Below are 25,480 nucleotides of genomic sequence, written 5' to 3'. Positions count from 1 at the left end.
GAACTTGCCCAGGCCCGCGCCTTCGTACGTGAGCTCACGCAGCATGCGCAGACGCTCCTACGCCACCGCGAAGCCCTTCTCAACGAGGGTTCCACGTCGCGGCACGACGCGGAGCTAGCTGATGTGCGCCACGAGATCGCTCGGCTTCACAAGCGCTTTCCCGCCTTGCGTGTCGGGGTGACGGGCTCACCTGTCTGACCCACGTCCAACCTGTGGCCTCGCCGCCGGTCGGCAGCGCACCACATGCACCGGATCGCACATCGATTTAGCATTGCCATGGGGCAGCTCAGGGGTGCTCGCCCACAGCTGCCCTTGGCCACGCCGATTTGAGCAAGTAGTCGTCGTCGCTGATGCCGCCGGAACCCCCTCTACCGGTGGCATCCCCAATCGGCCTGGTACGGAACATGATTGCCGTGCCAGTGAGCCGCGGCCATGCCGCCGAGCAGCGCTCCTGTCTGCCGCCGAGAGCAATTCCAGGAACTGCGGTCACCGTCATGCTCGGCTCGAGTTCGTGGCCGAAAATGAGGTATTCGTGGCGCGCACAGCGGGGCGCGACTCTCCTGGCACCACGCACACTGATTCGGCGCCGATCATTCCGAAGCGTTGTCGCCCAACCAGTTCCAGTTGTCTCAACAGGACGTTGGGCTGCATCGAGTACTCGATCACGAGGAGTCCCACATGCCTATCGTCACCACACCGGACGGCGTCGACATCTACTACAAGGACTGGGGCAGCGGGCAGCCCATCGTCTTCAGTCACGGCTGGCCCTTGTCCTCGGACGACTGGGACGCGCAGCTGATGTTCTTCGTGTCCCACGGTTTTCGAGTGGTTGCTCACGACCGGCGTGGCCATGGCCGTTCCGCTCAGGTCGCCGAGGGGCACGATATGGACCACTACGCCGATGACCTGGCTGCCGTCGTCAACCATCTCGATTTGTCGGACGCGGTTCATGTCGGCCATTCCACCGGTGGCGGGGAGGTCGTGCGCTACCTGACCCGGCACGGACAGGATCGGGCGGCCAAGGCTGTTCTGATCAGTGCGGTGCCGCCGATCATGGTGAGGACCGCGGACAATCCGGGTGGATTGGACAAGTCGGTCTTCGACGGCATTCAGGAGCAGGTCGCCACCCGCCGGTCGGACTTCTTCCGCTCGTTCGCCGAAGGACCGTTCTATGGCTACAACCGGCCCGGAGCGAACCCCTCCGAAGGAGTGATCGCCAACTGGTGGCGGCAGGGTATGGCCGGTGGCGCCAAGGCGCACTACGACGGCGTTGTCGCCTTCTCCCAGACCGACTTCACCGACGACCTCGCGAAGATCACCATCCCCACCCTTGTCATGCACGGGGAAGACGACCAGGTGGTCCCCATCGAAAACACCGGCATCCGCTCGGCCGAACTGCTGCCCAACAGCACGCTGAAAACCTATCCGGGCTTCCCGCACGGCATGCCGACCACGGAGGCCGCAACCATCAACGCCGACCTGCTCGCGTTCATTCGATCCTGAACAGCGCCTACGCCTCGAATCCTGAGGCGGTACAGACCTTCCGAACCCATCGACGAGGACCAATGCCGAAAACACGCCCCGAGCCCATCCGTGACCCGGAAATCGATCACCTGCTCACACCGCAGAACTGCGCGATCGTCCTCATCGACTTCCAACCGGGCCAGTACGCCACGGTCGGATCAACGACGGCCGAGGAGATCGACCTCGGCGCGGTAACCCTCGCCAAGCTCGCACACGCCTACGCCATCCCGACAATCGTCACGACCGTCGCGGTGGACATGGGCGTCAACGAGCCGACCAACCCTGCGCTACTCGACGAACTCCCCGGTATCACCGAGATCGACCGTACCGGGGTAAACGCCTGGGAGGACGCCGACTTCCGGGCAGCAGTCGAGGGCACCGGCCGGCGAAAGATCATCATGGCCGGACTGTGGACCGAAGTGTGCCTGGCGTTTCCGACACTCGACATGCTGCGCGAAGGCTATGAGGTCTACCCCGTCGTCGACGCTGTCGGTGGCGTATCGGTAGTGACGCACGACGTGGCGATCACTCGCATGGTGCAGGCGGGTGCCCAGCCGATCACCTCGCTGGCCCTCGGCTGCGAGCTGATGCGCAACTGGGCACGCTCCGACTCGGACCTGTATCGAGTGATCATCAACGACTACTTCCGACGCAAACGGGTTATCGGAACCAACAGCGAGAATCCACTGCATCGCGTGGTCGGATAGTTCACTGCCCACCTGGTTCGGATCGTCGGCCGGCGCTGCTGTGGCGGATATCCTCGGAATCGAGGCAAGATCGGAAGCGGCGACGACGGCTCGCTCGTTCGGACCCCGAAGACACTGTCGAAGGAGATCGTGATGGCGGAAGCGTTTGTGCTCGGTGGTGTTCGGACCCCCTTCGCCCGATACGGTGGTTCGCTGTCGCACCTGCGAGCCGACGACCTGCTGGGGATGACCATGAAGGGCGCGTGCGAGCGCGTCGGCGTGGGTCTGGATCAGATCGAGGACATTGTCGCGGGCTGCGTCAATCCGGCCCACGAAGGGATGGGTGACGTCGCGCGGTGGGCGGCGCTGGCGGCGGGATTCCCCGACACGGTGGCCGGGGCGACGATCAACCGGTTCTGCGGGTCGTCGCTGAGTGCAACCATCAATGTCGCGCATGCGATCAAAGCGGGGGACCTGGGCGTCGGAATCGCCTGCGGCGTCGAGTCGATGTCGCGCTCGGGCTGGGCGTACATGAAGAGCGACTCGCCGTTCGGGCCCCGCGGCCCGGTCATCCTGCTCGACACCATGTGGGCGGGCGCGGGCGGTCCGGCCAATCCGGCGCTGCTGGCGCGCAATGCTTACATCGGGATGATCGAGACAGCACAGAACGTCGCCGACCGCTACGGGCTGACCCGGGAGGAAATCGACGCGTTCGCGCTCCGGACGCAGCGAAATGCCAAGGCGGCCAGGGATTCCGGGCGGCTGGCCAAGGAGATCATGCCGGTGGAGATCGCCGCGACGAGGAAGACTCCCGCCCGCCTGTTCGAGCACGACGAATTCATCCGCGACGACACCACCGCCGAAAGGCTGGCGGCGCTGCCCCCGCAGCCGGGGACGACGCAAATGACCGCGGGGAACTCGACACCCCTGACGGACGGGGCCAGCGCACTGGTGCTGGCGTCGGGCGAACGAGCGGCCGAACTCGGAGTGGAACCGCTGGCGCGGGTGGTGTCCTCGGCGGTGTACGGAATCGATCCGCTCTACATGGGTCTGGCTCCGGCATGGGCGCTGCCACTGGCGATCCAACGCGCGGGCCTGACACCCGAGCAGATCGACGTCTGGGAAGTACACGAGGCATTCAGCGCCCAAGCCTTGGGCGTGCTCCGTGAATTGCCCAACCAGCTCGACGGTTTCGTCATCCCCGACGAGAAGCTGACACCGAACGGCGGCGCCGTGGCGATCGGTCATCCGTTCGGCGCCACCGGCGCCCGCTACGTCCTGACCTTGGCCACCGAACTGCGGGAACGCAATGCGCGCTACGGCGCGATCGGAGTCTGCATCGGATCCGGTCAAGGCGTCGCGATCGTCCTCGAAAACCCCTCCGCCGCCTGAGAAATCTCACCGAAGGAACGACGTACGGAGTTCCCCGGAGGTCAGCAGACGAATCGACGCCTGCCTTCGGAGACGCGTCCGCCCCGCCCGCAGATACGGGCGGGGCGAAACATGCTGGGGCGGTTATCGACCGGTGTGCTTGGCGGCGTCGAGGATGAGGTCGGTCACGGCGTTGGTCTGGGAGAACATGGGGACGTGCGAGCTGTCGACTTCCACGGTCTTGCTGTGTGCGCGATCGGCCTCGAACCGCTCGAGGTCGGCGCCCAGCGCCAGGTCCTGGCGGGCGATCAGTGACCAGGACGGGATGGTGTGCCAGGCCGCGGCGGTCGGGACCGAGGAGAACACCGCGGCATCGGTCGGCCGCTGCGAGGCCGCGATCACGCGGGTGAGGTCGGCCGGGATGTCGGCGGCGAACACATCGTGGAACTTGTCGGGGTTGACCGTGAGCTGGGTGCCGGTGCTGCCATCGGCATTGGTGTAGTTCGCCGGAACCAGCGTGGGACCGAGCTGGGACGTAGTGGATTTCGCCGCCAGCGCGCTGATCTGCTCGCCGACGTCGGGAATCAGCGCGGTGATGAACACCAGCGCCTTCACCTTCGGATTGCCTTCCGCGGCCTGCGAGATGACGGCTCCACCGTAGGAGTGCCCGACCAGCACGATCGGCCCCTCGATGGGAGCGATAGTGGAACTCAGCCGCGCGGCGTCCTGGGCCAGGCCCTCGAGCGGATTGGCGGTCGCGATGACCGGGTACCCGGCCCGCTGCAGCGAGTCGGTGACCTTCTGCCAGCTCGACGCATCGGCGAAAGCGCCGTGCACCAACACGATCGTCGGTTTCGGCTTACCCGGACCGTCCGGGGAGTCGAGGCGTCCGCCCGCGGGCTGGACGACGGACGGGCCGGCGGCCTCGGAGACAGGTCCCGAAGCCCAGATCGGTGTCGCGGTGAAAGTGGCGACCAGCGCGGCCATGAAGCCGATTGCGTAGCGGGGGTTGCTGAACATTGTGGTTCTCCAGTTCGAAGCCGAAGCCAGGGCCCGGTGCGGCCGTGACTCGATCAGCGTCGCGCTGCCGGGTCCCTGCTCGCGCCCGGGAAAGCCCCTGGGTGCCACCCTGGCCAGAGCCTCCGACCAGTCGGTGCCAGGGGGTGCCGGGCATCCCCGAATCAGGGCGCGCGGTGCACTGGGCGGTGCCGGAAATGCTGTCGCGCAGGGTGATTCACCCGCTACACGGAAGGGATAGATGGACGGATGAGGCCTGTTGTGGGTCGAATCTGGCCGGCCCCGGGCAGTCTCATCCGTCGGTGGCTGTCGATCAGTCGGAATTATCGGGTTCGCTGAGCAAGAGCGTTCGTGAGTTCGCGGCGGGAACCGATGTCGAGCTTCGTGAACACCTTGCGCAGATGCCATTCGACGGTGCGTGCACTGAGGAACAATTGAGCACCGATTTCGGGGTTTGTGCGGCCGTCGCATGCGAGTCTGGCGATCAGCGCCTCCTGATCGGTGAGCGCATCTGTCTGATCGACCCGGCGGCGGCGAACACGTTTGCCAGTGGCCAGCAGTTCACGCCGAGCGCGCTCGGCGAATGCTGCGGTTCCTATGTCGGCGAACATGTCGTGTGCTGTGCGTAGCTGCTCGCGTGCATCCTCACTCAACCCTTCGCGATGCAGCCATTCACCGAAAAGCAGATGTGCGCGTGCCAGTTCGGGGCGAAGTTCGGTACGTGCGAGCCGGGCGATCGCCTCCTGGAAGAACTGCGCGGCCTCCTCGCCTGTTGAAATCAGCGCCCGGGAGCGGGCCACCAGTCCGAGGCCCTCCTCGGTGCCACCCGGCATCGCGACCTGCTCCAGCTGCGACACGGCCGACTCCGCGAGCTCGATGCGGCCGGTTCGTACGGCCGCCTCGACCAGTTCGGGCAACGCCCAGTTGGCGATGAAGATGTCCGGTGAGGTATCCCGAGCGCGCGTCGCCTGTTCGACGGCTTCTTCATGATTGCCAAGTCCGTTGTGCAGGACGGCCATAGCCCAACCACAGAAGGTCATCGCGCCTCCGTTTCCGGTAACGGTCGCTACCTCGAGCGTCGCGCGGACGAGGGCTTCGGAGCCGGCCCGGTCCCCGCGCAGGCAGGCCAGGATGATCGGAGCGAAGGACCATGCACTCGCGTCGGTCGCCTGGCATACCGCCTCCAGCTCGGCGACGATGGCAGCCGTTTCGGCGAAGTCGCCGGTCCACGCGGTAACTGCCCCAAGGGTTGACAGTACGACCGGCAGCAGGTCGGCGGCGGCGGCACAGCGGATGACTTCCGCGTTGCGTAACAGAATCCGCCGCCACGCAGCGTGATCCCAGAGGGCGACGGCGGCGGCGTGTGCGAGCCAGCTCCAACGCAGCACGTCCTCGGGTGATTCGGTGGTGCTGTCGAAGGCATCGACCACGGCGCGCAGCGCGGGTGCCGCGGGCGCCGGTCCGGCGGTGATGGCCAATGACAGCGCGTGCAGGATCTGCTCGGGCTTGCCGGGGCTCGTCGACCGTGGCAAACGTTGTGCGGCCCTGGACACTTCGGCCAGATCGCCGTCGGAGGCGAGTCCGCCCGCGAAGACGGCCGCGATCCAGGCGGCCAGAAACGTCTCGCGGGCCTGGTCCAGATCAAGGGCCGACAATCGAATCGCCGCGCGCAGCAGTCGCGCCGGCGCGTCGTTGCCCGAGCCCGAGGCGAAGGCGATCTGTCCGCGCAGCAGATCCGCGCGCGCACGCTGGGGCGGGTCGAGCGGATCGACTTCCATGGTCGCGAGTAGTCCGAGCGCCGAATCATAGGATCCTGCTTGCAGATTCGCCTGCGCGGCCGCGAGTAGTCGTTCGATGCGCTGCCGGGGATCCGAGGACAGCAACCCCGCCCGCTCCAGGAACGCCGCCGCGGCTGCTGGGCCGCCGCGCGCTTGGGCGCGGGCTGCTGACCGCTCCAGATCTGCGGCGGCGTCGTCGTCCGGACCGACGCTCGCTCGGGCCCGGTGCCAGGCCCGCCGATCAGGGTCCAGGGTCGGATCAGTCGCTTCCGACAGCGCCCGATGGATGCGCTGCCGATCCGACTCGCTCGCCGCTCGGTAGGCGACAGACCGAAGCAGCGGATGCCGGAACCAGACTCGCGTGCTGAATTCCGCTACTCCCGCTTCCACCGCAGGGGTCGCGGCCGACAGTCCGAGACCCAGCGCCGACGCCGCTTTCCACACCAGCGCGGCGTCGCCCGATGGGTCGGCGGCGGCGAGTTGCAGCAGGCGGCGAGTGTCACCGGGCATCGCGGCGAGTTGCCTGCGAAATCCGTCTTCGATCCGGCTCGACACGGTGACCGCCTCGGGCAGTCCGAACCCACCGGCGAGGCGGTTCCAGGTCGTTCCACGTGCCCACTCCAACAGCGCCAAGGGATTACCGCCGGTCTCGGTCACGATCTGATCCCTCACACGCGCATCCATGGACCCCGACATCGCGGCGTTGAGCAGCGTGTGCGCGTCCCGGTCCGACAACCCGGTCACGGGCAGTTCCGGAATGCCGGCCAATTCCATTGCTGCGACCCGGGTTCCGAAGACCAGACCGACACGCTCCGCGGCCAGTCGCCTGGCCACGAATCCGAGGACCTGGGCGGAGGCTCGGTCGACCCAGTGGTGGTCGTCGACGATGCACAGCAACGGCTGATCCTCAGCCGCCTCCGACAGCAGACCGAGTAGCGCCAGCCCCACCATGAACGGCTTCGGTGCCGGCCCCTCGCTCAGCCCGAATGCGGTGCGCAGCGCTTCTTCCTGGGGTGCGGGCAGCTTGTCCACTCGATCGAGCAGCGGGCCGCACAGCTGATGCAAAGCCGCGAAGACCAGTTCCATTTCCGATTGCATGCCGATCACACGCAGAACCCGGAGACCGGTCGCCCGGCCGGTGAGATTGTCGAGCAGGGCCGACTTACCCACACCGGCGTCACCTCTGAGCACGAGTACCTGGCTCTCCCCGGCGCGCACGGCATCGAGCAGTCGAGTAAATGCCTCGCGTTCGCTGTCGCGACCGACAAGACCGCCGGCGCGGCCCAGCCACCTGGAACTCATTGCGAGAACACCCCTTCGAACTGTGCAGCCCGATGTCGGACCACGTCACAGCCTGTACGGGAAGCCCTGAAAATCGCGCCCGTGTTGTCCCCGGTGGACACCCGGGTCTTCGCGATTCCGCGCCCGCCGACGGCAACGATGCGGAATGCGGAGCCGGGGTCAGGTGGCGCGCGCGACCTCGCGGTCGGGCAGCGCGTCGCGCAACTCGCGTCGAGAGCTGATCCCGAGCTTGCCGAACACCTTGCGCAGATGCCATTCCACGGTGCGGGCACTGATGTACAGCTCGCTGCCGATTTCCTGGTTGGTGCGACCGTCGCGCGCCATACGGGCGATCTGGCCTTCCTGCGGGGTCAGCTCGTTGCGCGTGTCGGCGGTCCGCTTCCGGACCTTCTCCCCGGTGGCGAGCAGCTCATGTCGGGCGCGTTCGGCGAAGCCATCGGCTCCCATCGCGACGAACTCCTCGAAGGCGGCCTTCAAATGGCCGCGAGCGTCACTGCGGCGGCGTTCCCGGCGCAGCCACTCGCCGAACAGCAGCCGCGACCGTGCGAGCTCGAACCGCAGGCGCGTGCGGCCGAGACGTTCGACCGCCTCGGCGTAGGAACGCTCGGCCGAGTCGCCGACACCGACCAGCGCCCGCGAGCGCGCCAGCAGCCCTGCCGCCCAATCCGATTCGGGAACCGCCGCATAGACGGTCAACCTGTCCAGCGCTCTCATCGCGGCTTCGGTCGCCCCGCTGCGAACGGCAGCCTCCACCAGATCCGGCAGCGCCTGCGCTGTGAAGGGGCCGAGGTTTCCCTCGGCCGCCCGGACCGCGGCGTCGAACGCCAGGTCGTAGTGGCCGAGACCGAGGTGGAGCAGGGCGGTCGCGCGATCGGCGATCTGCAGGCCGAGTCCTTCGCCGCGAGCCGTCGCCTCCGCGGCAACGGTCGCGATCAGCGGCGCAGCCTGGGCAGCGTTTCCTTGATAGGCCAGCAGGAACAGGTCGCCGTACGACGCTCTCTGCGTTCCGGTCACCTCCTTGACCAGTTGCTCCTCGAGACCGAGGTCGCGCGCGTGCTCGACGTCGCCGCGCCACAACGCGACCACTCGATGTGCGTTGAGCGCGTTGGCCAGTGGCGCGAGCGCTCCGGCTCCGCGCGCCAACGCCACGTGCCGGCTACTGGCCGCGTCCCACGCTTCGAAGTCCCACAGGGACAGTGCTGCATTCGCGACCAGAATGCCGCGACGCAAGAAGACGTCAGGGGCGACGTCGGCGTCGAGGAAGGACGTCACTGCCGCTCGAAGGGCAGGTGCCGCAGTGACCGTTCCGTCCGTTATCAAGGTGGCCAATCCCAGTCCCAGCGAATCGCCGGGGCTCGGGGAACCCGACGACGGCGCCGAGCTGGCGGCTCGCGAGACCAGCGTCAGGTCACCGTCCGGATGTGCCAAGCCCCCCGCGACGAGTGCCGCGCCCCAGGCGTCCAGGTACGTGTCGCGGGCCAACCTCGGGTCGAGGGATTCCAGCCGTCGAGCTGCCTGCACGAGTGCAACGGGAGCGTCGCTGCCCGATCTCGCCGCGCGTCCGGTGAGCCCGCGCATGAGATCCGCGCGGGCGCGTTGCAGGTCATCAACCGCAGTTGCTTCGGCTGCGGCGGCCAGACCGAGCGCTTTGTCGTAGTGGCCCGCGTCGAGGTGGGCTTGGGCTGCTTCCAGGGTTCGTTCGGTGCGCTTCCGCGCGTCGGCCGTGAGCTCCGCGGCTCGCTGGAGGAACGACGCGGCGGCCGCGACTCCTCCGCGTGCCCTGGCACGGCCTGCGGCGTTGTGCAGCGCGGCCGCGACCTCCTCGTCGGTTCCGATGGTCGCAGCAGCAAGGTGCCAGAGCCTGCGTTCGGGCTCGGCCTCGGCATCGAGAGCATCGGCCAGCGCCGCGTTCACCGCGCGACGCTCCTCTGGCGTACCGGCCGTGTAAGCGGCGCTGCGGATCAGCGGGTGGCTGAACCGCACTTGTTCCCCGACCTCGAAAAGCTGCTCCTCCTCGGCGGGCGCGGCAGCATCCGGCCCCAGGCCCAGCGACTGGGCGGCCCGCCATAGCGCAGTCGCATCCCCGGTTGGTTCCACGGCAGCGAGCAGCAGCAGCCTGCGGGTCGGATCGGGCAGCTCTCGGATCCGCCGCACGTAGAGGTCGTGGAGATTTCCGGCCCCGATCGCGGGGAACGCGAACCCGCCCATCAGCTCGGCCTTCCCACGCTGCGCCAGTTCCAGCAGAGCCAAGGGGTTCCCGTGTGTCTCGGCGACAATCCGGTCGCGGACCCGGCGGTCGAGCTGTCCTGGGAGCGTCGCTGCGAGGAGTGCGACCGCATCGTCGTGGCCGAGACCGGAGACGGCATGCACCGGGATGCCTGCGAGTAGTTGCTCGCCCGTCGGCTCGCGGACCGCGAACACCATGAGCACCGACTCCGCTGCCAGCCGCCTGGCCACGAAGCCGAGGACTTGGACCGACGCGTCGTCGAGCCATTGGGCGTCGTCGACCAGGCACACGACCGGCTGGTTGGTCGCCGCTTCCGAGAGCAGACCGAGGACCGCGAGCCCGACGACGAACTTGTCAGGTGCATCTCCCGCCACATGTCCGAAAACCACCCGCAGGGCATGGGCCTGCGGATCGGGGAGAGCGGGGATCAGGTCGAACATCGGCAGACACAGCTGGTGCAGGGCCGCGAACGGGAGCTCGAGCTCCGACTCGACGCCGGTCACCTGGACGATGCGGCAACCGGTCGCCTGATCGGAGAGGTAATTCAGCAGTGTCGTCTTGCCGATTCCTGCTTCGCCTCGCAGCACCAGCGCACTGCTCTCACCAGCGCGAGCACGGTGCAGCGCGTTGTCGAGAAGGTGGCGTTCCTCCGTGCGACCGCGAAAGGCGGTGGTCCGTGCGGCCATTCCGCCACACTAGCCACCGCCATCGCGTTGTGCCGCACCGCTTCTAGTCGGCCGAACCGGTGAGGAACTCGTCGACCAGCGTCGCGAACTGGCCGGGGTACTGGAAGAGGAACCCGTGGGCCGCGTCGCTGAAGATGCGCAACCGCGCGTTCGGCAGGTGGTCGACGAGGAGCTGCGAGTTCACCGTCGGGATCATCAGATCGTTGTCCCCGTTGGCCACGAGCGTCGGCTGGGTGATCCCGGCGAGACGCGCCAGGCGGCTCGGGTCCGGGATTCCCCACTCGACGACCGCGTCGTACTGGGCTCGCGCGACCTCGGGTCCGGTCGGCCGGTCGGCGTTCTCGGTGCGGCTGAAAATGCGCTGCACATAATCGATTCCGAGTGCACGGCTGCTCTCGGTGACCCCGAAGAAGATGTGCAGCAGGTCCTCGAGGCCGTTGTCGGCCTGGTTCGCCGTGCGCTCGATGTCGAAGGTCCAGCCGTGCATCTGGCGGCCGCCGCGCGGCCCGGTGCCGGCCAGTACCAGCCGGCGCACGACGCGCGGGCGCAGCAGCGCGATCTCCTGGGCGACCATGCCGCCGAGCGAGAACCCGAGCAGGTCGACTTCGCCGAAGTCGAGTGCGTCCAGGAACGCGATCGCATCGCGCGCCATCTCGGTCACCGTCACCGGGACCGTACCGGTGGACAGGCCGACCCCGGTGTTGTCGAGCAGGACGACCTCGCGGTGCTCGGCGAGGCCGTCGACCAGGATCGGGTCCCAGTTGTCGAGATTGCCCCGGAAGTGCTGGAGGAACACCAGCGGCGGCTGGTCGGCCGCGGCGTTGCCGAAGCGGCGGTAGGCGTAGGTGACGCCGTTCGCGGCGTCGATGGTCTGGATCCGGGCGGTCATCTGCGACTGCCCGGCGATCTGGGTGGAGGTCATCTGCTTCTTCCTCTGCTTCAGGCCCGGGCTGCGGGGACGATGAGGACCTTGCCGTTGCGCTCGGTCTGCTGGGCGTGCTGGATCGCCTTGGCGAACTCGTCGAGCGGGTAGGTCGCGGTGACCTCCGCGCCGATCACTCCTTCGGCCACCAAGCTTGCGAGTTCGGCGTACATCCGCTGGACCTTCTCGCGTGGTGCGTTCTGCAGCCAGCCGACGATGTAGACCGACCGCAACGCGATACCGCGGTAGATCAGGTCCCCGAGCGGGATCGCGGGGGTCTGGCCCGTCGCCGACGCGAACGCCACGACCGTTCCTCCGTCTGCCACCGCCGTCACCAGTCGGGCCACCTGGTCCGGGTCACCGGTGCCCTCGAAGAGCACCCGAAGGCGTGCGCCCGCAAGCGCTTCGCCCATCCGGAACGAAAGATCCTCGCCGTCGACCAGGACGATGTCGGCCCCCAACGCCTTCACCTCGTCGACGACCGCCTCACGGCGGACGACGGCGAGTGTGTTGAGTCCGGCGCGCTTCGCCAGCGGGATCAGGTAGTGGGCGACGGCGGAGTTGGCCAAGTCCAGACCGACCCAGTCACCAGGCCGCAGGTCGACGTACTCGTGCAGCAGCACGTGGGCCGTGGCCGGGTTGACGGCGAGCATCGCGAGTTGCTGCGGGTCCACATCCTCGGGGACAGGCACCACGTTTGTTGCCGGCACGACCGTCTCGGTGGCCCACGTGCCGAACCGGAATGTCGGGATCATGATCACGCGCCGCCCGATCAGGGCCGGGTCCACGCCTGCCCCGGCCGCGACGACCCGGCCCACGCCTTCGGCGCCCATCGCCGCGGGCACGTTGGGGTAGACCCCGAACCAGCCCATGGCGAACAGTGCGTCGGCTCCGTTGACGGGCGCGGCTTCGATCTCGACCACGACTTCGCCGTCACCTGCCGTGACGTTCTCTTCGGATACGAGGGCGATGTTGTTCCCGAGATCGGTGCCCACCGCGGTCAGGATCACCTTGTCGACGGTCATGCCCGCACTTCCTTGCGAGCCTCGATCGCGGATACCGAGTTGCGGAACGCCTTGGTCAGCACGCTCCTGCCGACGGTGGCGAGCACAGCGCCGAGGAACCAGCCGCGAAGGTTCTTGCCCTCGCGCACCACGACGTAGTCGACATCGGTGGTGCCGTCGGCACGCCGGGACAGGTCGTAGGTGTGCCCCGACGCGCGGCCCCACACATTAGAGGCCGTGGTGGTCAGCACCACGTGCTGCGGGTTGCTCCAGTCGTAATCGAGCCGCTCCCAGACCCCGTCGGATCCTTCGGTGACGTCGGCATGGTCGTCATCGCGGGTGTGCACGAAGAGGTATGTGCCATCGCTGTTGCCGAACAACGTCGAACGGTCCGGACCGAAGTCGGTGAGAGCCGCCACGAATTCCTCTGGCGTCACACGCGTGTTCGCGTGCATGCGGATGGTGGTCATCGTTCTTTCTCCTTGCTGGATATCTCGGGTGATCTCGTTGTGGTCTGTTACTCGGGCAGCTGCTCGCCGTGGTGCTCGGCGACCATGTAGGCCGCGTACCACTCGGGCCAGGCCGCGTCGTACCGGCCGCCGTTGCGGGCCTCGTGTTCGCCGTGGGCGGCAGCGGCGCGCTTCAGTGCGTCGACCAGGTCGCCGGTGGTGGCGTACGAGGTCTCGGTGGTGTCGATGCGACCCGGGATACGGGTGGTGACCTCTTGGAGCAGGAAGGCATTGCCGTCCGGGTCCGTGAAGGTCGCGAAGGACCCGTAGCTCGCCCGCTCGTCCGCCGGCCCCGCTACGCGCCCGTCACCGGACATGGGCTGGAACTGCGCCCCCGGAGCACCGGGGTGGAAGACCTCGCTGATCTCCGCGCCATCGGCCACGAGCGCCTCGCGTGCCTGTTGGACGTCGGAGACCACCAGGTACAGGCCTTGCGCCGTGCCGGGCTCCGCGGTGGTGATGTTGGTGCCGAACTGGATCGACGTGGGCGAGCCCGGCGGGGTGAACTGCACGACCCGGAAGCCGTTGTCGAATTCGAAGTCGGCGTCCAGGCGCCAGCCCAGACCTTCGTAGAACTTCTTCGACCGGTCCACGTCGGCGACCGGGATGACTACCGCTTCGAGCTTCAGCGCGGGAACCCCTGTGGTGTTCATTGCCTGCACTCCTTGTTCTGTTGCCAGCGGTTGCTTACAACTCCAAGAGTGCGATCGGACCGGCTGCGTCGAACCAGTGCCGAACCCTGGTCGGTACCCGGGCACAGCCCCCGGGTGCTGCCTGCGGCCCGCCGTGCCAGGTCAGATTGATGGCGCATTCAGCGGTTTTGAAATACGGCACCGATCAGCGAGTGCTCGGCCGGGTGTCGGTCCAGTCGGTCATGAGGGAGCGCGACCCGTCGGTGTTGTCCTGTTGACTGCACCAAGCGGGGGTCCCTCGCTCGAGGCACAAATCAGCCGCCGGTCTCAGGCCGACGTCCCGCTCTGGAAACCCCGGGCGTCCAGGCTCGGTGGTGCGCCGAATTGACGCCGATACTCGCGACTGAACTGGGAAGGGCTGGTATAGCCGACCTTGCGTCCCACACCCGTGACGTCACTGGGATCGGCAATCAATAGCAGCCGAGCCTCGTTCAGGCGAATGCGTTTCTGGAACTGCACGGGGCTCATCGCGGTGACGGTCTGGAAGCTGCGATGGAATGCGGATACGCTCATCGCCGCTCGGTTCGCGAGATCCTCCACCCGGAATGGCAACTGATAATGCCTCCTGATCCAGTGAATCGCGGCGGCGATATGATTGAGATTGCTTTCGGGCGTGCCGAATTGGCGGATCATCGCGCCCTGTTCGCCGGTGATGAGCCGCCACAGGATCTCCCGTTTGATCAGCGGTGCGAGGACGGCGATATCGCCGGGCCGGTCGAGCAATCGCAGCAGGCGCAGGACCGCGTCGATCAATTCGATCTCGGCCTCGCTCACCGCCAGTCCCGGTGGTGTCAGCGTGCTTATGTCGGGCAGAGCGGCCGGAGCGAGCAGGAGCATTCGCACGATCTCGGCCGGGTCCAGCGTCAGGCCCACGCCGAGCCCGGGGCGACCGGGTGCGGCCTCGATGAAATGCGCTACCACCGGAAGATCCAACGATGCGACGAGATACTCACCGGCCCGGTGTTCGTACATGCGCTCGCCGAGCGCGAACCGTTTGGTGCCCTGCCCTACGAGAGCGAAGACCCTGCCGTAGGTCACCGGCCGGGGCGGTTGGGGCGCTAAGGCTTTGAAAATCTTGACTTCGTCGATCGCGGTGGTCAGGTCCGAACGAGCATGGCGATCCATCAGTTCGCACAGTTCGTCGAGCAGCGATTCCCGGTCAAGCCGAGGCGATCCGGCGACAGTGGATGGGGCGGGTGCCGTGGCGAAGTGGCCCGCCCGCGCGCCCGTTTCCTGCGGCGACCAGCTCTCCGACGATGGAAAGGGCTGTTTCGGCAAGGGTGATCCCTCCTAGATCCAGGCCCACCGGCCCGGTAAGTCGTTCCAACCCAACGGTTCCGGCGAGCCGCCGGATGCGCTGCGCATGTGTTGCCCGGCTGCCGAGCGCTGCCACGAAGCTCGCCTCGCCCGCGAGCGCCGCTCGCAACGCGCCATCGTCTATACGCGGGTCGTGGCTCACCGCGATGAGCGCATCGTAACGACGCAGCGGGTTGGCGGTCAGCCATTCACCCGGCCATCCGCGAATCAGTCTCGCCGAGTGGCAGAACGCACCCGATTCCAGATGTGCCGGTCGCGGGTCCACGATCACCACGCGGAATTGCAGGGATTCCGCGAATGTGGCCACCAGCGCCGCGAGATCGGTGGCCCCGGCCAGCACGAGCGTGCGGCGGCGGGTCACCGCCTCGGTGTGCGCCGGACCCGAGGCGGTCAGCGCGCCGGAATCGGTTGCGGCACTCCAGCTATATGGCGGCCGCAACTCGACTCGAATCGTGAGATCCGTATCCTGCTCCAACGCGGTGGTGATCGCGGCGTGCACCGGATCGGATGGTGCGGGGGTGATCAATACTCGAAGCTCGCCGGCGCAGGCCGGTCCCGCTTCCCACGGCAGCAACTCGTCGCCCGGAATCAACGACAGCATGCGCCCGAGGCCACCGGCGAGCACTTCGCGGGCCGCCTCGAGCACGACGCCCTCGACGCAGCCGCCCGATATCGAGCCGCACCAGGTGCCGTCGGCGGCCACGGCCATCGCGGCTCCTAGCGGCCGGGCGCCTGGACCGTCCCGATCGACGAGCCGTGCCAACACGACGGGCCTGCCGTGACGACGGTGCGCGTCGACGAAGGGCCAGACCTCTCGCAGCATGCACGGGTGCCAGGCCTGCCCCGCGTTCATCCGGCCGGGGTTTCGAGAAGTCGATCGAGACGCAGCGGCAGCGTGCGCTGTCGCACACCGGTCGCATGCCATACCGCATTGGCGATGGCGGCGGCGGTGCCGACATTGCCGATCTCCCCGGCCCCCTTGACGCCCCAGGGGATTCCGGGCTCATAATCCGGGACGAAGTCGGCCTCGATATCGGGGACGTCAGCGTGAGCGGCGATGTGATAGCCCGCGAAATCCGCGTTGACCAGTCGGCCGGTCACCCGATCGCGAACGCCCTCCTCGTGCAGAGCCATCGACAGCCCGCCGATCATCCCGCCGATCACCTGACTGCGCGCCAGCAGCGGATTGATGACCTGCCCGATGGCGAACATCCCCAGCAGTCGTCGCACTCGCGCCTCCCCGCTCGCCGTATCCACCGCGACCTCGGCGAAAACCGCACTGTAGGCGTGGCGTTCGCGCGCGGCCAGATCGCCGAGCAGGGTCGCGGTATCGACGGTCACCGTCGCGGGGAGCGCGGCGGCGGGCAGCCTCGCACGCAGTCGTGTCGCGGCCTCCGTGATCGCCCATGTCCATGAGGTCGTGCCCCGGGACCCACCCGCGCTCCAGGCCGCACCGAGATCGCTATCGGCGATGCGCAACGCCCGGATCCGGCCGATATCGACCCCGAGGGCGTCGGCCGCGACGGCGGTGAGCGCGGTGCGCGCGCCGGTGCCGATATCCGCCGCGCCGATCGCCACGGTGAATGTCCCGTCCGATTCGGCGGTCATCGACGCCGATGACGGGAAGGCTCCGACGCTGAAACTCGTTGTGGCCACCCCGGTTCCGATCAGCAGGGCGCCGTCGGGCCTGCGCCTGGGCCGATGATCGCGCATTTCCCAGCCGAAACGGCGCGCCCCCTCCCGCAGGCAGGCGCTCGACTCGCGGCTGCTGAACGGCAACCCGGATACCGGGCCGACGGCGGGCTCATTGCGCAATCGAAGCTCGACCGGGTCGATGCCCAGACGCTCGGCGATCTCGTCGACGGCGGATTCGAGTGCGAAGGAACCGGGAGCCGCACCGGGGGCCCGCATCGAGTACGGCGGCACCGTATCAACGGGTATGACGGTCAGCCCGGTGTGAATGGCACGGGCGGCATACAGGGTCTTGGTGAGTTCGGTGCAGCCCTCGATGTACTCGACGAGCGGGGAGACCGCGAACGCGGCCTCGTGATGCAGGGCGCGGAAGCGGCCGTCCGCGTCCGCGCCGATCCGTACACGCTGATCGGTGGGTGGACGCATGGTCGTGATCAGGAAAACATCGTTGCGGGTCAGGGTGATTCGGACGGGCCTGCTGGTCACGGTGGCGGCCATGACCGCCAGTATCAGTTGCGGACCGCACAACCCTTTGGAACCGAATCCGCCGCCGACATGCTCGGCGCGGATGTGCACACGCGCCGGGTCGAGTTCGAACAACGCAGACAGTGCGCCCGCGATGATCCACGGCCCCTGATCGGTATCGACCGCGTGCAGATCCGAGCCGTCCCACCATGCGGTGGCGGAGTGCGGTTCCATTGCGCTGCAATACTCTTCGGGCGTGCGATACCGCTCGTCGACCACGATCGAGGCCGCCTCGAACTCGGTCGCGAGATCACCGAGCGCGGCTTCGGGACCGAACAGGTCCAGCGCCGGGCGGGCGGCGGGATGATCTGGGCGGAACGCGGTGTCGTGCGTGAACTCCTCGTAGTCGATCCGCAGCATCGTCGCCGCGTGACGCGCCTGTTCCCAGGTGCCGGCGACGACCACCGCGACCGGCCAACCCGCATAGGGGATCTCGGCGGACTGGAGCAATTGCAGATTCCCGTCCGGGCCGAAGTACGAGCCTGCCTCGGGGTTCAGACGCGTGGCGTTCGTATGGTCGATGACCGCCAGGACTCCGGGCATAGCCCGCACCGTGGCGGCGCCGATGTCGCGTATGCGGCCGCGTGTGATCGGTGCCGTCACGAGGTATCCGAACGCAAGATCCTTCACGGGGTCATCGGCGGCGTACCGGACCGCACCGGTGACCTTGCCCGGACCCTCGAGGCGGGCGCGGGCGACGCCGATAGCGCCGGCGTGACCGGGCTCCGGCGCCGGTGGCAGTGTATTCATGGCGATCCTTCCGCTGGAGTGAGTCAAAGCCGTTCGGAGGCAGCCAGTTCGGTCAGTACGGTGGTGATGAGATTGCGCGCCAGGGTCACCTTGTAGGCGTTGTCACGCAGCGGCCGGGCCGCTGACAACTCCGCGTCGGCGGCGGCTCGGAACAGTTCCGCGTCCGCGGCGGCATCGCGCACCATGTCCTCCGCGACTCGGGCCCTCCACGGCTGGGAAGCGACGCCGCCGAGTGCGATCCGGACGTCGAGGATCCGTCCCTCGAGCACTTCCAGTGCCGCCGCGACGGATACGGTGGCGAAGGCATAGGAAGCGCGTTCCCGGACCTTGCGGTAGCGCGATCGGAGCGTCGGGGTGACCGATGGGAGAGCGATACCGGTAATCAGGGCATGGCCCGGCAACGCGGTCTCCTTGTGCGGCGAATCGCCGACCGGCAGATAGAAGCGCGAAAGTGGTAGTGCCCCAGCACCTTCCATCGTCTGGTACCGCACGTGCGCGTCGAAGGCGGCAAGTGCGACGGCCATATCGGAGGGATGGGTGGCCACGCAACTGGGCGACCAGTCGAGGATCGCGTGGTTGTGATGCTCCCCGGCCAGGGCGCCGCAACCACTCCCGGGCGCGCGTCGGTTGCAGGGTTCACTCGGATCGGCGAAATATCCACACCGCGTGCGTTGCAGCAGGTTTCCGGCCGCAGTCGCCATATTCCGCAGCTGCCCGGACGCACCCGTCAGAATCGCCTGCGACAGCGCGGGGTAACGACGGCGGATGTCGGGGTGCGCGGCAATATCGCTATTGGTGGTCGTGGCCCCGAGCAGCATTCCGCCGCCGGAGATTTCGGAGATCCCACCGAGTGGCAGGAATCGCACGTCGATGAGCCGTTCCGGCGCCTCCACGCCATTCTTCATCAGGTCCACCAGATTGGTTCCTCCGCCCAGAAAGCGGGTGTCGCCCCCCGCGGCGGCCAGGCGCAACGCCTCGTCGACGTCGGTCGCACGCCGATACGCGAACTCCTTCACGATGAAATCCCTTTCCGCGCGGCCATTTCCAGCGTGGCTCGGACGATCGACGGATACGCGCCGCACCGGCACAGGTTGCCGCTCAGCCGTTCCCGGACCTCGGCGGCGTCGAGTTCGGGTGTCGGCGCATCCGGCGAGACGTCGGCGGTCACCGCACTGGGCCAGCCCTCGGCATGTTCGGAGAGCATCGCGAGCGCCGAACAGATCTGTCCCGGCGTGCAGAAGCCGCACTGATAGCCGTCGAGGCGAACGAATGCCTCCTGAAGCGGAGCCAGGGCATCACCCTCGGCGATGCCTTCGATCGTGACGATCTCCGCGTCCTGTGCCGCGACCGCCAGGGTCAGGCAGGACACGATCCGGCGACCGTTCAGCATTACCGTGCAGGCTCCGCACTGGCCGTGGTCGCAGCCCTTCTTCGGACCGGTGCAGCCGAGGTCCTCGCGTACCGCGTCCAGTAGCGTGCGGCGATTGTCGACCTCCAGCGATGTCGTCTTACCGTTGACGAAAAGCGTTATCTCGCTGTGCATATCGTCGACCATGGCATGACCTTCCCACCCTCGCGATGGACCGGATGCCCATCGCCTTTTCCATGTAACCAGCCTCGGAATCGAGTGCGGTAACACAGAAGTCGCGGTCACTTGCACGATCCTGCCGAACTCGTTGACTTCCCCGAATGCGCACGGATGAATGACGGCAACAATCGGGATACACAGCGAGGAGTGCTGCCGTGAGTCGACGATTCGGGACGCCGCACGCGGTGCGGGGTAGCCATCCCGCCGCCGTGCCGCGGGCGGTGGCAAGTGTGGAGGGTGATCGGGTCACCGCCGTCGAGCTCTTCTTCGATCTCGCGTACGTCTTCGGTTTCACCCAGGTCAGCCGGTTGATGGCAGATGCGCACACCGCGATGGGCATACTGCGGGGCCTGACCGTGCTGGCCCTGCTGTGGTGGTCGTGGACTGCGTACAGCTGGCTGGCCAACCAACTGCACGCCGACGAAGGCTTCGTCCGCGGCGCCATGTTCACGGGCATGACGGCGGTGTTCGTCATGGCAGTCATGGTGCCGGAGGCCTATGCCGATCGGACGGGCGGACTATCCGGGCCGCTGATCTTCGTGGCCGCCTACCTGGTAGCCCGGCTGACCCACCTGACCGTCTACATGTTCACCTCCGTCGGCGGTCCCGCCGCCCGGCGGGAAGTCGTGCAGACCGTATGCCTTTCGATCGTCCCCTCGGCCGCACTGCTCATCGGTGGTGCGCTCCTCGGATCGCCATGGCAGGTGTGGTGTGTACTGACGGCTGTGACCGTCGAACCGGTGATCGCGAACCTCACCACCTGGGGCGTGCGCAGCCGGATCAGTTCGGCGACGCATTTCGTGGAACGACATCGGCTCGTGGTGATCTTGGCTTTGGGCGAATCCACCGTGGCAATCGGGATGGGGGCCGGGCCGATCGATATCCCACCGCTGGCCGGGGTGCTGTTGGCGATGGCCATCGCCATCGCGCTGTGGCGGGCCTATTTCGGCGAGGTCGCCACAGCCGCGGAGCACGCGCTGTGCGAGCTCGATGATCGGGAGCGGTCCCGTGCGGCCCACCACGGCTACACCTATCTACACCTCCCGATCGTCGCCGGAATCGTGTTGTCGGCCTTGGGGATCGAAACGGCCATGGCGCATATCTCGGGCACCGGGGCATACGGGTTGTTCGGCGCGGTCGCGCTCGCGGGCGGGGCGGGGCTCTATCTGATCGGAACCGCGTTGTTCGCGCGCCGGGTCGTGGGTGCGGCGATGCGCCCGCGCCTCCTCGCCGCGCTGATCATGCTCACGGCCATCCCCGCGCTGAGCCCAATGCCACCGCTGGCGGCGCTCGCCACCACGGCCGCACTCCTTTTCGGCGTCCTCTCCCTCGATCGTCTATCACCGATATCCGCACCTGAGGCCGGTCGGCGATCGGCGACCCACGTCGCATGAGCGAGGTCGTACTCATCGGGCGCGAGACCGAGCTGGCCGCGCTGACCGACTTCCTCGCCGGGCTGCGCGGCGGCGGCGCGGCCGTAATGCTCAGGGGCGAGCCCGGTGTCGGAAAGTCCGTCCTGCTGGACGCGGCGGCACGATGCGCCGCGGCCGACGGAATGACGGTCCTGCGCGCTTCCGGATCAGAGTTCGAGGCCGATGTCAGTTATGCAGCGCTGAACCAACTGCTGATGCCGTTGTACGCACGACTGCCTGTCCTGGCCCCCGGCCCCGCCGAGGCACTCGCTGTCGCACTGGGTTTCGGGGCGGGGCCCGCACCGGACGTACTGCTGGTGTGCACCGCGGCACTGCTGCTCTTGAACGCGGTCGCCACCGAGCAGCCGGTGGCGCTGCTGGTCGACGATATCCAGTGGATCGACCGGGCCAGTGCGGTGGTGCTCGGCTTCATCGGGCGACGGGTCACGGGAACCAGTGTCGGGCTGCTGGTTTCGGTCCGTTCCGGCGCGGAGGGATTTCCACAGCGCGGCGATATGCCAGAGCTGGTGATCGAATCGCTGGCCGCGGCGGCCGCCGAAGCGCTGCTCGACACGACGTTCCCGCGACTGCGCCCGCCGCACCGGCGGCGGCTGCTCGACCTCGCACAGGGCAATCCGCTCGCGCTGCTGGAACTGCCGTGCACACTCACCGAGACCGTCCACACCAGCATCTCTCGAGACGAGCTGATACCGCTCAACGAGAGATTGCAGGCGCTGTTCACCGCCCGCATCTCCGCGCTGCCCGAGCGCACCCGCCGACTGCTGCTGCTTGCCGCGTTCGAAGGCGCGGGCGAATTGCGCGTGCTCCGCACGATTCTCGACACCGGCGACGGTCTCATCGGCCTGGCCGCAGCAGAGCGGGCGCAACTGGTGCACATCGACGATGCCAACGCGCGAATGCTGTTCCGGCACCCGCTGATTCGATCCGCGATCGTCGCGATGTCGACCCACGAGGAGCGCAGGGGCGCGCATATTCAGCTCGCGCGGGCCGTATCCGAGGACCAAGAACGCCGCGCCTGGCATCTCGCACACGCCGCGGACGGTCCGGATGAAACCGTCGCCCGGCTCCTCGAAACGGCCGCGCATCGAACCATGTTGCGCGGGGACGCCTTCGCGGCCGTGGTGTCCCTCATCCGAGCGGCCGAGCTGAGTCCCGCGAACGCCGATCGTGGTCGGCGACTCGCCGAAGCCGCCTATATCGGAGCGGAGGCCGGCGGCACCGGCGATACCGCCCGCAGCTTGCTGACCGACGCCCACCAGGCGGCCCCGGACTCCTCCGGTTCGCTCCACGCGGCCAATGCCGCGGCGTTCCTCATGCTGAACGGCGATGGTGATGTGACCACCGCGCACCGATTACTGGTGGGCGCGATCGAAACCGGTGATCACCGATACCGAGCTGACGACCCGGCGCTGATCGAAGCCATGCACACACTGTTGCTGCTGTGCTGGTACGGCTCCGCACCGCACTACTGGGAGCCGTATTTTCGCGCACTGGACCGGCTCGATCCGGAGCCGCCGGCGATCTTGGCCCTGCTCAGCAAGACCTTTCCGGATCCCGTCAGAACCGGCGGGGCCGTGTCGGAGCTGGTCGCGACCGTGCTTGCGGCGCTGCCCGAGGAAACCGATCCCACCAGGATCATGCGGATCGGGACGGCGTCGGTGTACCTGGACCGGTTGGCCGATTCACGCCAGCCGTCCTGGCGCATCGTCCATCAGGGCCGCGATGGCGGCCCACCTCGCCGACATATCGGTGCGCTGATGCATCTGTGTCTCGACGACTATCTGACCGGTCGATGGGATGAGGCCGAGCATCTCGCAAACGAGGGCCAAAGAGTCTGCGACAGTGGCGGTTTCCCATTCTTCGCCTGGTACTTTCGATACCATCGCGCGCTGATGGCGGCCGGTCGCGGCCGGTTCGCGGAAGCCGATGAACTGGCCGACGAGATCACCCATTGGGCCCGCCCGCGCGGTGTGGCAGCGGCGAATTTGTTCGCCCGGCATCCACGAGTGCTGGCCGCGCTGGGCCGCGGTGATTTCGAGGCCGGCTACCAGCACGCGGTCGCGATGAGTCCGCCGGGTGTGCTTGCTTCGCATGTGCCGCACTGCACCTGGGTCATGTTCGATCTGGTCGAAGCCGCCATGCGCACCGGTCGCGTCGCGGAGGCGCACGCCCACGTGCGGGCGATGCGTGCGGCCGAGGTGGCGGCGCTGTCGCCGCGCATGGCGCTGCTCGTCGCCGGCGCCGAGGTTCTCATCAGCGACGACCGGGAGGTCCTGACCCAGCTCGAGACGGTGCTCGACGCGCCTGATGCCGAACGGTGGCAGTTCGAAACCTCCCGGATTCGGCTCATAGTGGGGGAGAAGCTGCGCCGGAACGGCGCCGCCGCGAGCGCGCGTCCGCATTTGATCGCCGCGCGGGACGGGTTCGCCGCCATGAATGCCGTGCCATGGCTGGAGCGAGCACGAAATGAACTGCGCGCCACTGGATATCGTCAAGGTGAACGGGTATCGCCAGGTATCGTCCCCGAGGCGCTGACCCCCCAGGAGGCGGTTATCGCGCAGCTGGCTGCGCGTGGACTGACCAACAAACAGATCGGTGAACAGCTATACCTGTCGCATCGAACCGTGGGCGCTCACCTGTATCGAATCTATCCGAAACTCGGGGTGAGCTCACGCGCCGGACTCGCGGACGCGCTGTCACGGCACCTCGACGCGGCCGCCCACGGAAGTGCGGACGATCGACCCGGCTGACCATTGAGCCGCCAATCGGTCAAGAGTCATTGCCGGACTAGGTCATCGGGCGTGATCGCCGCCCGGTACGGCAGTCGAATGACAGATGTGTTCGTACCCCGTCGCACCGGACAGTTGATCCATCACATCCACTGATCCGGGAGTATCCGCGATGACGACAGTTCACCGATCCGGCTTCCTATCCGAATTCCTGCGTGCCCCAGGGACAGTCGCGGCGATCACGCCCAGCGGACCGTCGCTCGCGGATGCGGTCACCATCCCCATTCCGCGAGACGGCGACCCGGTCGTACTCGAACTCGGCCCCGGCACAGGGGCTTTCACCTTGGCGGTCCAGCAGCGGCTGGCCGGGCGCGGCCATCACCTCGCCATCGAGATCAACGAGCGGTTCGCCGCGGCGCTCGCCGCCGATTTCCCACGCGTGCGGGTAGCCACGGCCGATGCGTGCGAACTACAGAATGTCCTGACCGCCGGCGGTTTCGAACAGGCCGATGTCATTGTCAGCGGCCTGCCCTGGGCGGCGTTCGCACCTGGTCGGCAGGACGATCTGCTCGCTGCCATCGTCGGCGGCCTGACGCCGGGCGGAGTGTTCTGCACCTTCGCCTACACCTCCACTCGCTGGATGCCACCGGCCCGACGGCTGCGACAACGGCTTGCCGACCATTTCGACGAGGTGCTGGCGTGTCGCACCGTATGGGCCAATGTGCCACCGGCCTTCGTGTACTACTGCCGCCGACCGCGCCCGCGCCGACTGACCGATCGCGAGGCCACGGTAGGGACCGGCGACCGTCACGCGACGGTGGTCACGCGGTGAGCGCCCCGCACATCCTCGCTCGGCGGGCGGCCGAAGAGGCGGCGATATTCGCGACTGAATTGCGAGGGGCTGTCGTAGCCGACGCGGTGGGCGATGGCGGTTACATCGTTCGGGTTCGTGGTGAGCAGCAGCCGCGCCTGTTCGAGCCGGATTCGCTTCTGGAACTGGATGGGGCTCTGGGTCGTGACCGCCTGGAAGTTTCGGTAGAACGCGGACGGGCTCATGCCGGACAGGCGGGCCAGATCCGCTACCTGGAACGGTTCGCTGTAATTGTCGCGTATCCAGCGTACCGCCCGGGCGATGTGGTGCAGGCCGCTGTCGGCGAGGCCGAGTTGGCGGACCACCGCGCCTTGGTCACCGGTTATCAAGCGCCACAGGATCTCCCGCTTGATCAGCGGGCCCAGGGCGACCCGGTCACGTGGGTGGTCCAGGAGCCGGAGCAGGCGGATCGAGGCGTCGAGCAGTTCGGGGCCGAGTGTGCCGACCGCGATCCCCGGCGCAGCTGCCGATCGGGTGCGAGTCGGTTCGGCGGGTCCGGCATCGAGCAGCAGGTCGGCGATGGCCGACGAGTCCAGTTCGAGCGCGAAACCCAGTGCGGGACTATCGGATCGGACGTCGACGAAGTGGCCGGTCACCGGTAGGTCGATCGATGCGACCAGGTAGCCGCCGGGGCGATATTCGTGCACGCGGTCGCCGACCGCGAGACGTTTGCGGCCGCGCGCGAGCACCGCCAGCACCGTGCCGGTCATCTCCAGAGTGGGCGGGCCGGAACGCGTGATCGAGGCGATGTGCAGGCCGTCGATCGCGGTCGTCTGATCGGGGCGGGCGTGCCGGGCCAGCAGCGCGTCGAGTTCGTCGAAACTCATCTGCCGATTGCAGCACACCGCTCCAACAAA

Annotated in this window: 19 protein-coding genes; 6 read left to right on the top strand and 13 right to left on the bottom strand. The window is 67.6% G+C overall.

The genetic code is table 11. The annotated features are described in order from the left end of the window. Positions 1 to 678: 678 nt before the first annotated feature. From ACYVKL_RS02515 to ACYVKL_RS02505, 3 genes are all read left to right on the top strand, one after another. On the top strand, positions 679 to 1,503 hold the full coding sequence (locus ACYVKL_RS02515) for an alpha/beta fold hydrolase (RefSeq protein WP_379173533.1): 825 nt from the start codon (positions 679 to 681) through the stop codon (positions 1,501 to 1,503). A gap of 62 nt (positions 1,504 to 1,565) precedes the next feature. Continuing rightward, positions 1,566 to 2,231: an isochorismatase family protein gene (locus ACYVKL_RS02510; RefSeq protein WP_379173531.1), complete on the top strand. Its 666-nt coding sequence runs from the start codon at positions 1,566 to 1,568 to the stop codon at positions 2,229 to 2,231. Between the two features lie 132 nt (positions 2,232 to 2,363). Further along, entirely contained in the window at positions 2,364 to 3,602 is a 1,239-nt protein-coding gene (locus ACYVKL_RS02505) for a thiolase family protein (RefSeq protein ID WP_379173529.1), read from the top strand. A gap of 123 nt (positions 3,603 to 3,725) precedes the next feature. Here the strand turns inward: ACYVKL_RS02505 and ACYVKL_RS02500 are convergent, their stop codons facing one another. The 12 genes from ACYVKL_RS02500 to ACYVKL_RS02445 form a co-directional block, all read right to left on the bottom strand. Next, a complete protein-coding gene (locus tag ACYVKL_RS02500) occupies positions 3,726 to 4,601 on the bottom strand; it encodes an alpha/beta fold hydrolase (protein ID WP_379173527.1) in 876 nt (291 codons plus the stop codon). A gap of 320 nt (positions 4,602 to 4,921) precedes the next feature. Beyond that, positions 4,922 to 7,678 carry an ATP-binding protein gene (locus ACYVKL_RS02495; RefSeq protein WP_379173525.1) on the bottom strand — a complete coding sequence of 919 codons (2,757 nt, stop codon included), beginning with the start codon at positions 7,676 to 7,678 and terminating at the stop codon, positions 4,922 to 4,924. Between the two features lie 159 nt (positions 7,679 to 7,837). After that, positions 7,838 to 10,591 carry a helix-turn-helix transcriptional regulator gene (locus ACYVKL_RS02490; RefSeq protein WP_379173523.1) on the bottom strand — a complete coding sequence of 918 codons (2,754 nt, stop codon included), beginning with the start codon at positions 10,589 to 10,591 and terminating at the stop codon, positions 7,838 to 7,840. A gap of 43 nt (positions 10,592 to 10,634) precedes the next feature. Next, entirely contained in the window at positions 10,635 to 11,513 is an 879-nt protein-coding gene (locus ACYVKL_RS02485) for an alpha/beta fold hydrolase (protein WP_379173521.1), read from the bottom strand. 17 nt (positions 11,514 to 11,530) lie between these two features. After that, positions 11,531 to 12,538, bottom strand: a complete 1,008-nt coding sequence (locus ACYVKL_RS02480) for a zinc-dependent alcohol dehydrogenase family protein (protein ID WP_379173519.1) — start codon at positions 12,536 to 12,538, stop codon at positions 11,531 to 11,533. Continuing rightward, positions 12,535 to 12,987, bottom strand: a complete 453-nt coding sequence (locus tag ACYVKL_RS02475) for a hypothetical protein (RefSeq protein ID WP_379173517.1) — start codon at positions 12,985 to 12,987, stop codon at positions 12,535 to 12,537. The genes ACYVKL_RS02480 and ACYVKL_RS02475 overlap by 4 nt, the downstream gene beginning before the upstream one ends. Positions 12,988 to 13,034: 47 nt before the next feature. After that, positions 13,035 to 13,679, bottom strand: coding sequence for a VOC family protein (locus tag ACYVKL_RS02470; protein WP_379173515.1), 645 nt, complete (start codon positions 13,677 to 13,679; stop codon positions 13,035 to 13,037). Positions 13,680 to 13,985: 306 nt separating this feature from the next. After that, a complete protein-coding gene (locus ACYVKL_RS02465) occupies positions 13,986 to 14,996 on the bottom strand; it encodes an AraC family transcriptional regulator (protein ID WP_379173513.1) in 1,011 nt (336 codons plus the stop codon). Beyond that, on the bottom strand, positions 14,878 to 15,858 hold the full coding sequence (locus ACYVKL_RS02460) for an XdhC family protein (protein WP_379173630.1): 981 nt from the start codon (positions 15,856 to 15,858) through the stop codon (positions 14,878 to 14,880). Before ACYVKL_RS02460 ends, ACYVKL_RS02465 begins: the two co-directional genes overlap by 119 nt. Positions 15,859 to 15,884: 26 nt before the next feature. Continuing rightward, the gene (locus ACYVKL_RS02455; RefSeq protein ID WP_379173511.1) at positions 15,885 to 18,002 is read right to left on the bottom strand and encodes a xanthine dehydrogenase family protein molybdopterin-binding subunit; all 2,118 of its coding nucleotides are present in this window, start codon (positions 18,000 to 18,002) and stop codon (positions 15,885 to 15,887) included. 23 nt (positions 18,003 to 18,025) lie between these two features. Further along, entirely contained in the window at positions 18,026 to 19,018 is a 993-nt protein-coding gene (locus tag ACYVKL_RS02450; RefSeq protein WP_379173509.1) for an FAD binding domain-containing protein, read from the bottom strand. After that, entirely contained in the window at positions 19,015 to 19,557 is a 543-nt protein-coding gene (locus ACYVKL_RS02445; RefSeq protein WP_379173507.1) for a 2Fe-2S iron-sulfur cluster-binding protein, read from the bottom strand. Before ACYVKL_RS02445 ends, ACYVKL_RS02450 begins: the two co-directional genes overlap by 4 nt. Before the next feature lie 188 nt (positions 19,558 to 19,745). Here ACYVKL_RS02445 and ACYVKL_RS02440 point away from each other — a divergent pair, with 188 nt between their 5' ends. The 3 genes from ACYVKL_RS02440 (at position 19,746) to ACYVKL_RS02430 (ending at position 24,584) form a co-directional block, all read left to right on the top strand. Beyond that, a complete protein-coding gene (locus ACYVKL_RS02440) occupies positions 19,746 to 20,984 on the top strand; it encodes a low temperature requirement protein A (protein ID WP_379173505.1) in 1,239 nt (412 codons plus the stop codon). After that, positions 20,981 to 23,773, top strand: coding sequence for an AAA family ATPase (locus ACYVKL_RS02435; RefSeq protein ID WP_379173503.1), 2,793 nt, complete (start codon positions 20,981 to 20,983; stop codon positions 23,771 to 23,773). The genes ACYVKL_RS02440 and ACYVKL_RS02435 overlap by 4 nt, the downstream gene beginning before the upstream one ends. A 151-nt stretch (positions 23,774 to 23,924) precedes the next feature. After that, positions 23,925 to 24,584, top strand: coding sequence for a class I SAM-dependent methyltransferase (locus tag ACYVKL_RS02430; RefSeq protein ID WP_379173501.1), 660 nt, complete (start codon positions 23,925 to 23,927; stop codon positions 24,582 to 24,584). Here ACYVKL_RS02430 and ACYVKL_RS02425 read toward each other — a convergent pair. Next, positions 24,560 to 25,450 carry an AraC family transcriptional regulator gene (locus ACYVKL_RS02425; protein ID WP_379173499.1) on the bottom strand — a complete coding sequence of 297 codons (891 nt, stop codon included), beginning with the start codon at positions 25,448 to 25,450 and terminating at the stop codon, positions 24,560 to 24,562. The genes ACYVKL_RS02430 and ACYVKL_RS02425 overlap by 25 nt on opposite strands. Between the last annotated feature and the right edge of the window lie 30 nt (positions 25,451 to 25,480).

Source organism: Nocardia tengchongensis (assembly GCF_054781395.1).
Note: the sequence above shows the minus strand (reverse complement) of the source record. Positions and strands in the feature narration are given on the sequence as shown.

Bases quoted from the DNA above. Each gene is read 5' to 3' on its own strand.
- ACYVKL_RS02510 (WP_379173531.1), top strand. From the start codon at position 1,566: ATGCCGAAAACACGCCCCGAGCCCATCCGTGACCCGGAAATCGATCAC.
- ACYVKL_RS02455 (WP_379173511.1), bottom strand. From the start codon at position 18,002: ATGAATACACTGCCACCGGCGCCGGAGCCCGGTCACGCCGGCGCTATC.
- ACYVKL_RS02480 (WP_379173519.1), bottom strand. From the start codon at position 12,538: ATGACCGTCGACAAGGTGATCCTGACCGCGGTGGGCACCGATCTCGGG.
- ACYVKL_RS02505 (WP_379173529.1), top strand. From the start codon at position 2,364: ATGGCGGAAGCGTTTGTGCTCGGTGGTGTTCGGACCCCCTTCGCCCGA.
- ACYVKL_RS02445 (WP_379173507.1), bottom strand. From the start codon at position 19,557: ATGGTCGACGATATGCACAGCGAGATAACGCTTTTCGTCAACGGTAAG.
- ACYVKL_RS02500 (WP_379173527.1), bottom strand. From the start codon at position 4,601: ATGTTCAGCAACCCCCGCTACGCAATCGGCTTCATGGCCGCGCTGGTC.
- ACYVKL_RS02490 (WP_379173523.1), bottom strand. From the start codon at position 10,591: ATGGCCGCACGGACCACCGCCTTTCGCGGTCGCACGGAGGAACGCCAC.
- ACYVKL_RS02495 (WP_379173525.1), bottom strand. From the start codon at position 7,678: ATGAGTTCCAGGTGGCTGGGCCGCGCCGGCGGTCTTGTCGGTCGCGAC.
- ACYVKL_RS02435 (WP_379173503.1), top strand. From the start codon at position 20,981: ATGAGCGAGGTCGTACTCATCGGGCGCGAGACCGAGCTGGCCGCGCTG.
- ACYVKL_RS02470 (WP_379173515.1), bottom strand. From the start codon at position 13,679: ATGAACACCACAGGGGTTCCCGCGCTGAAGCTCGAAGCGGTAGTCATC.
- ACYVKL_RS02485 (WP_379173521.1), bottom strand. From the start codon at position 11,513: ATGACCTCCACCCAGATCGCCGGGCAGTCGCAGATGACCGCCCGGATC.
- ACYVKL_RS02475 (WP_379173517.1), bottom strand. From the start codon at position 12,987: ATGACCACCATCCGCATGCACGCGAACACGCGTGTGACGCCAGAGGAA.
- ACYVKL_RS02430 (WP_379173501.1), top strand. From the start codon at position 23,925: ATGACGACAGTTCACCGATCCGGCTTCCTATCCGAATTCCTGCGTGCC.
- ACYVKL_RS02425 (WP_379173499.1), bottom strand. From the start codon at position 25,450: ATGAGTTTCGACGAACTCGACGCGCTGCTGGCCCGGCACGCCCGCCCC.
- ACYVKL_RS02515 (WP_379173533.1), top strand. From the start codon at position 679: ATGCCTATCGTCACCACACCGGACGGCGTCGACATCTACTACAAGGAC.
- ACYVKL_RS02460 (WP_379173630.1), bottom strand. From the start codon at position 15,858: ATGCTGCGAGAGGTCTGGCCCTTCGTCGACGCGCACCGTCGTCACGGC.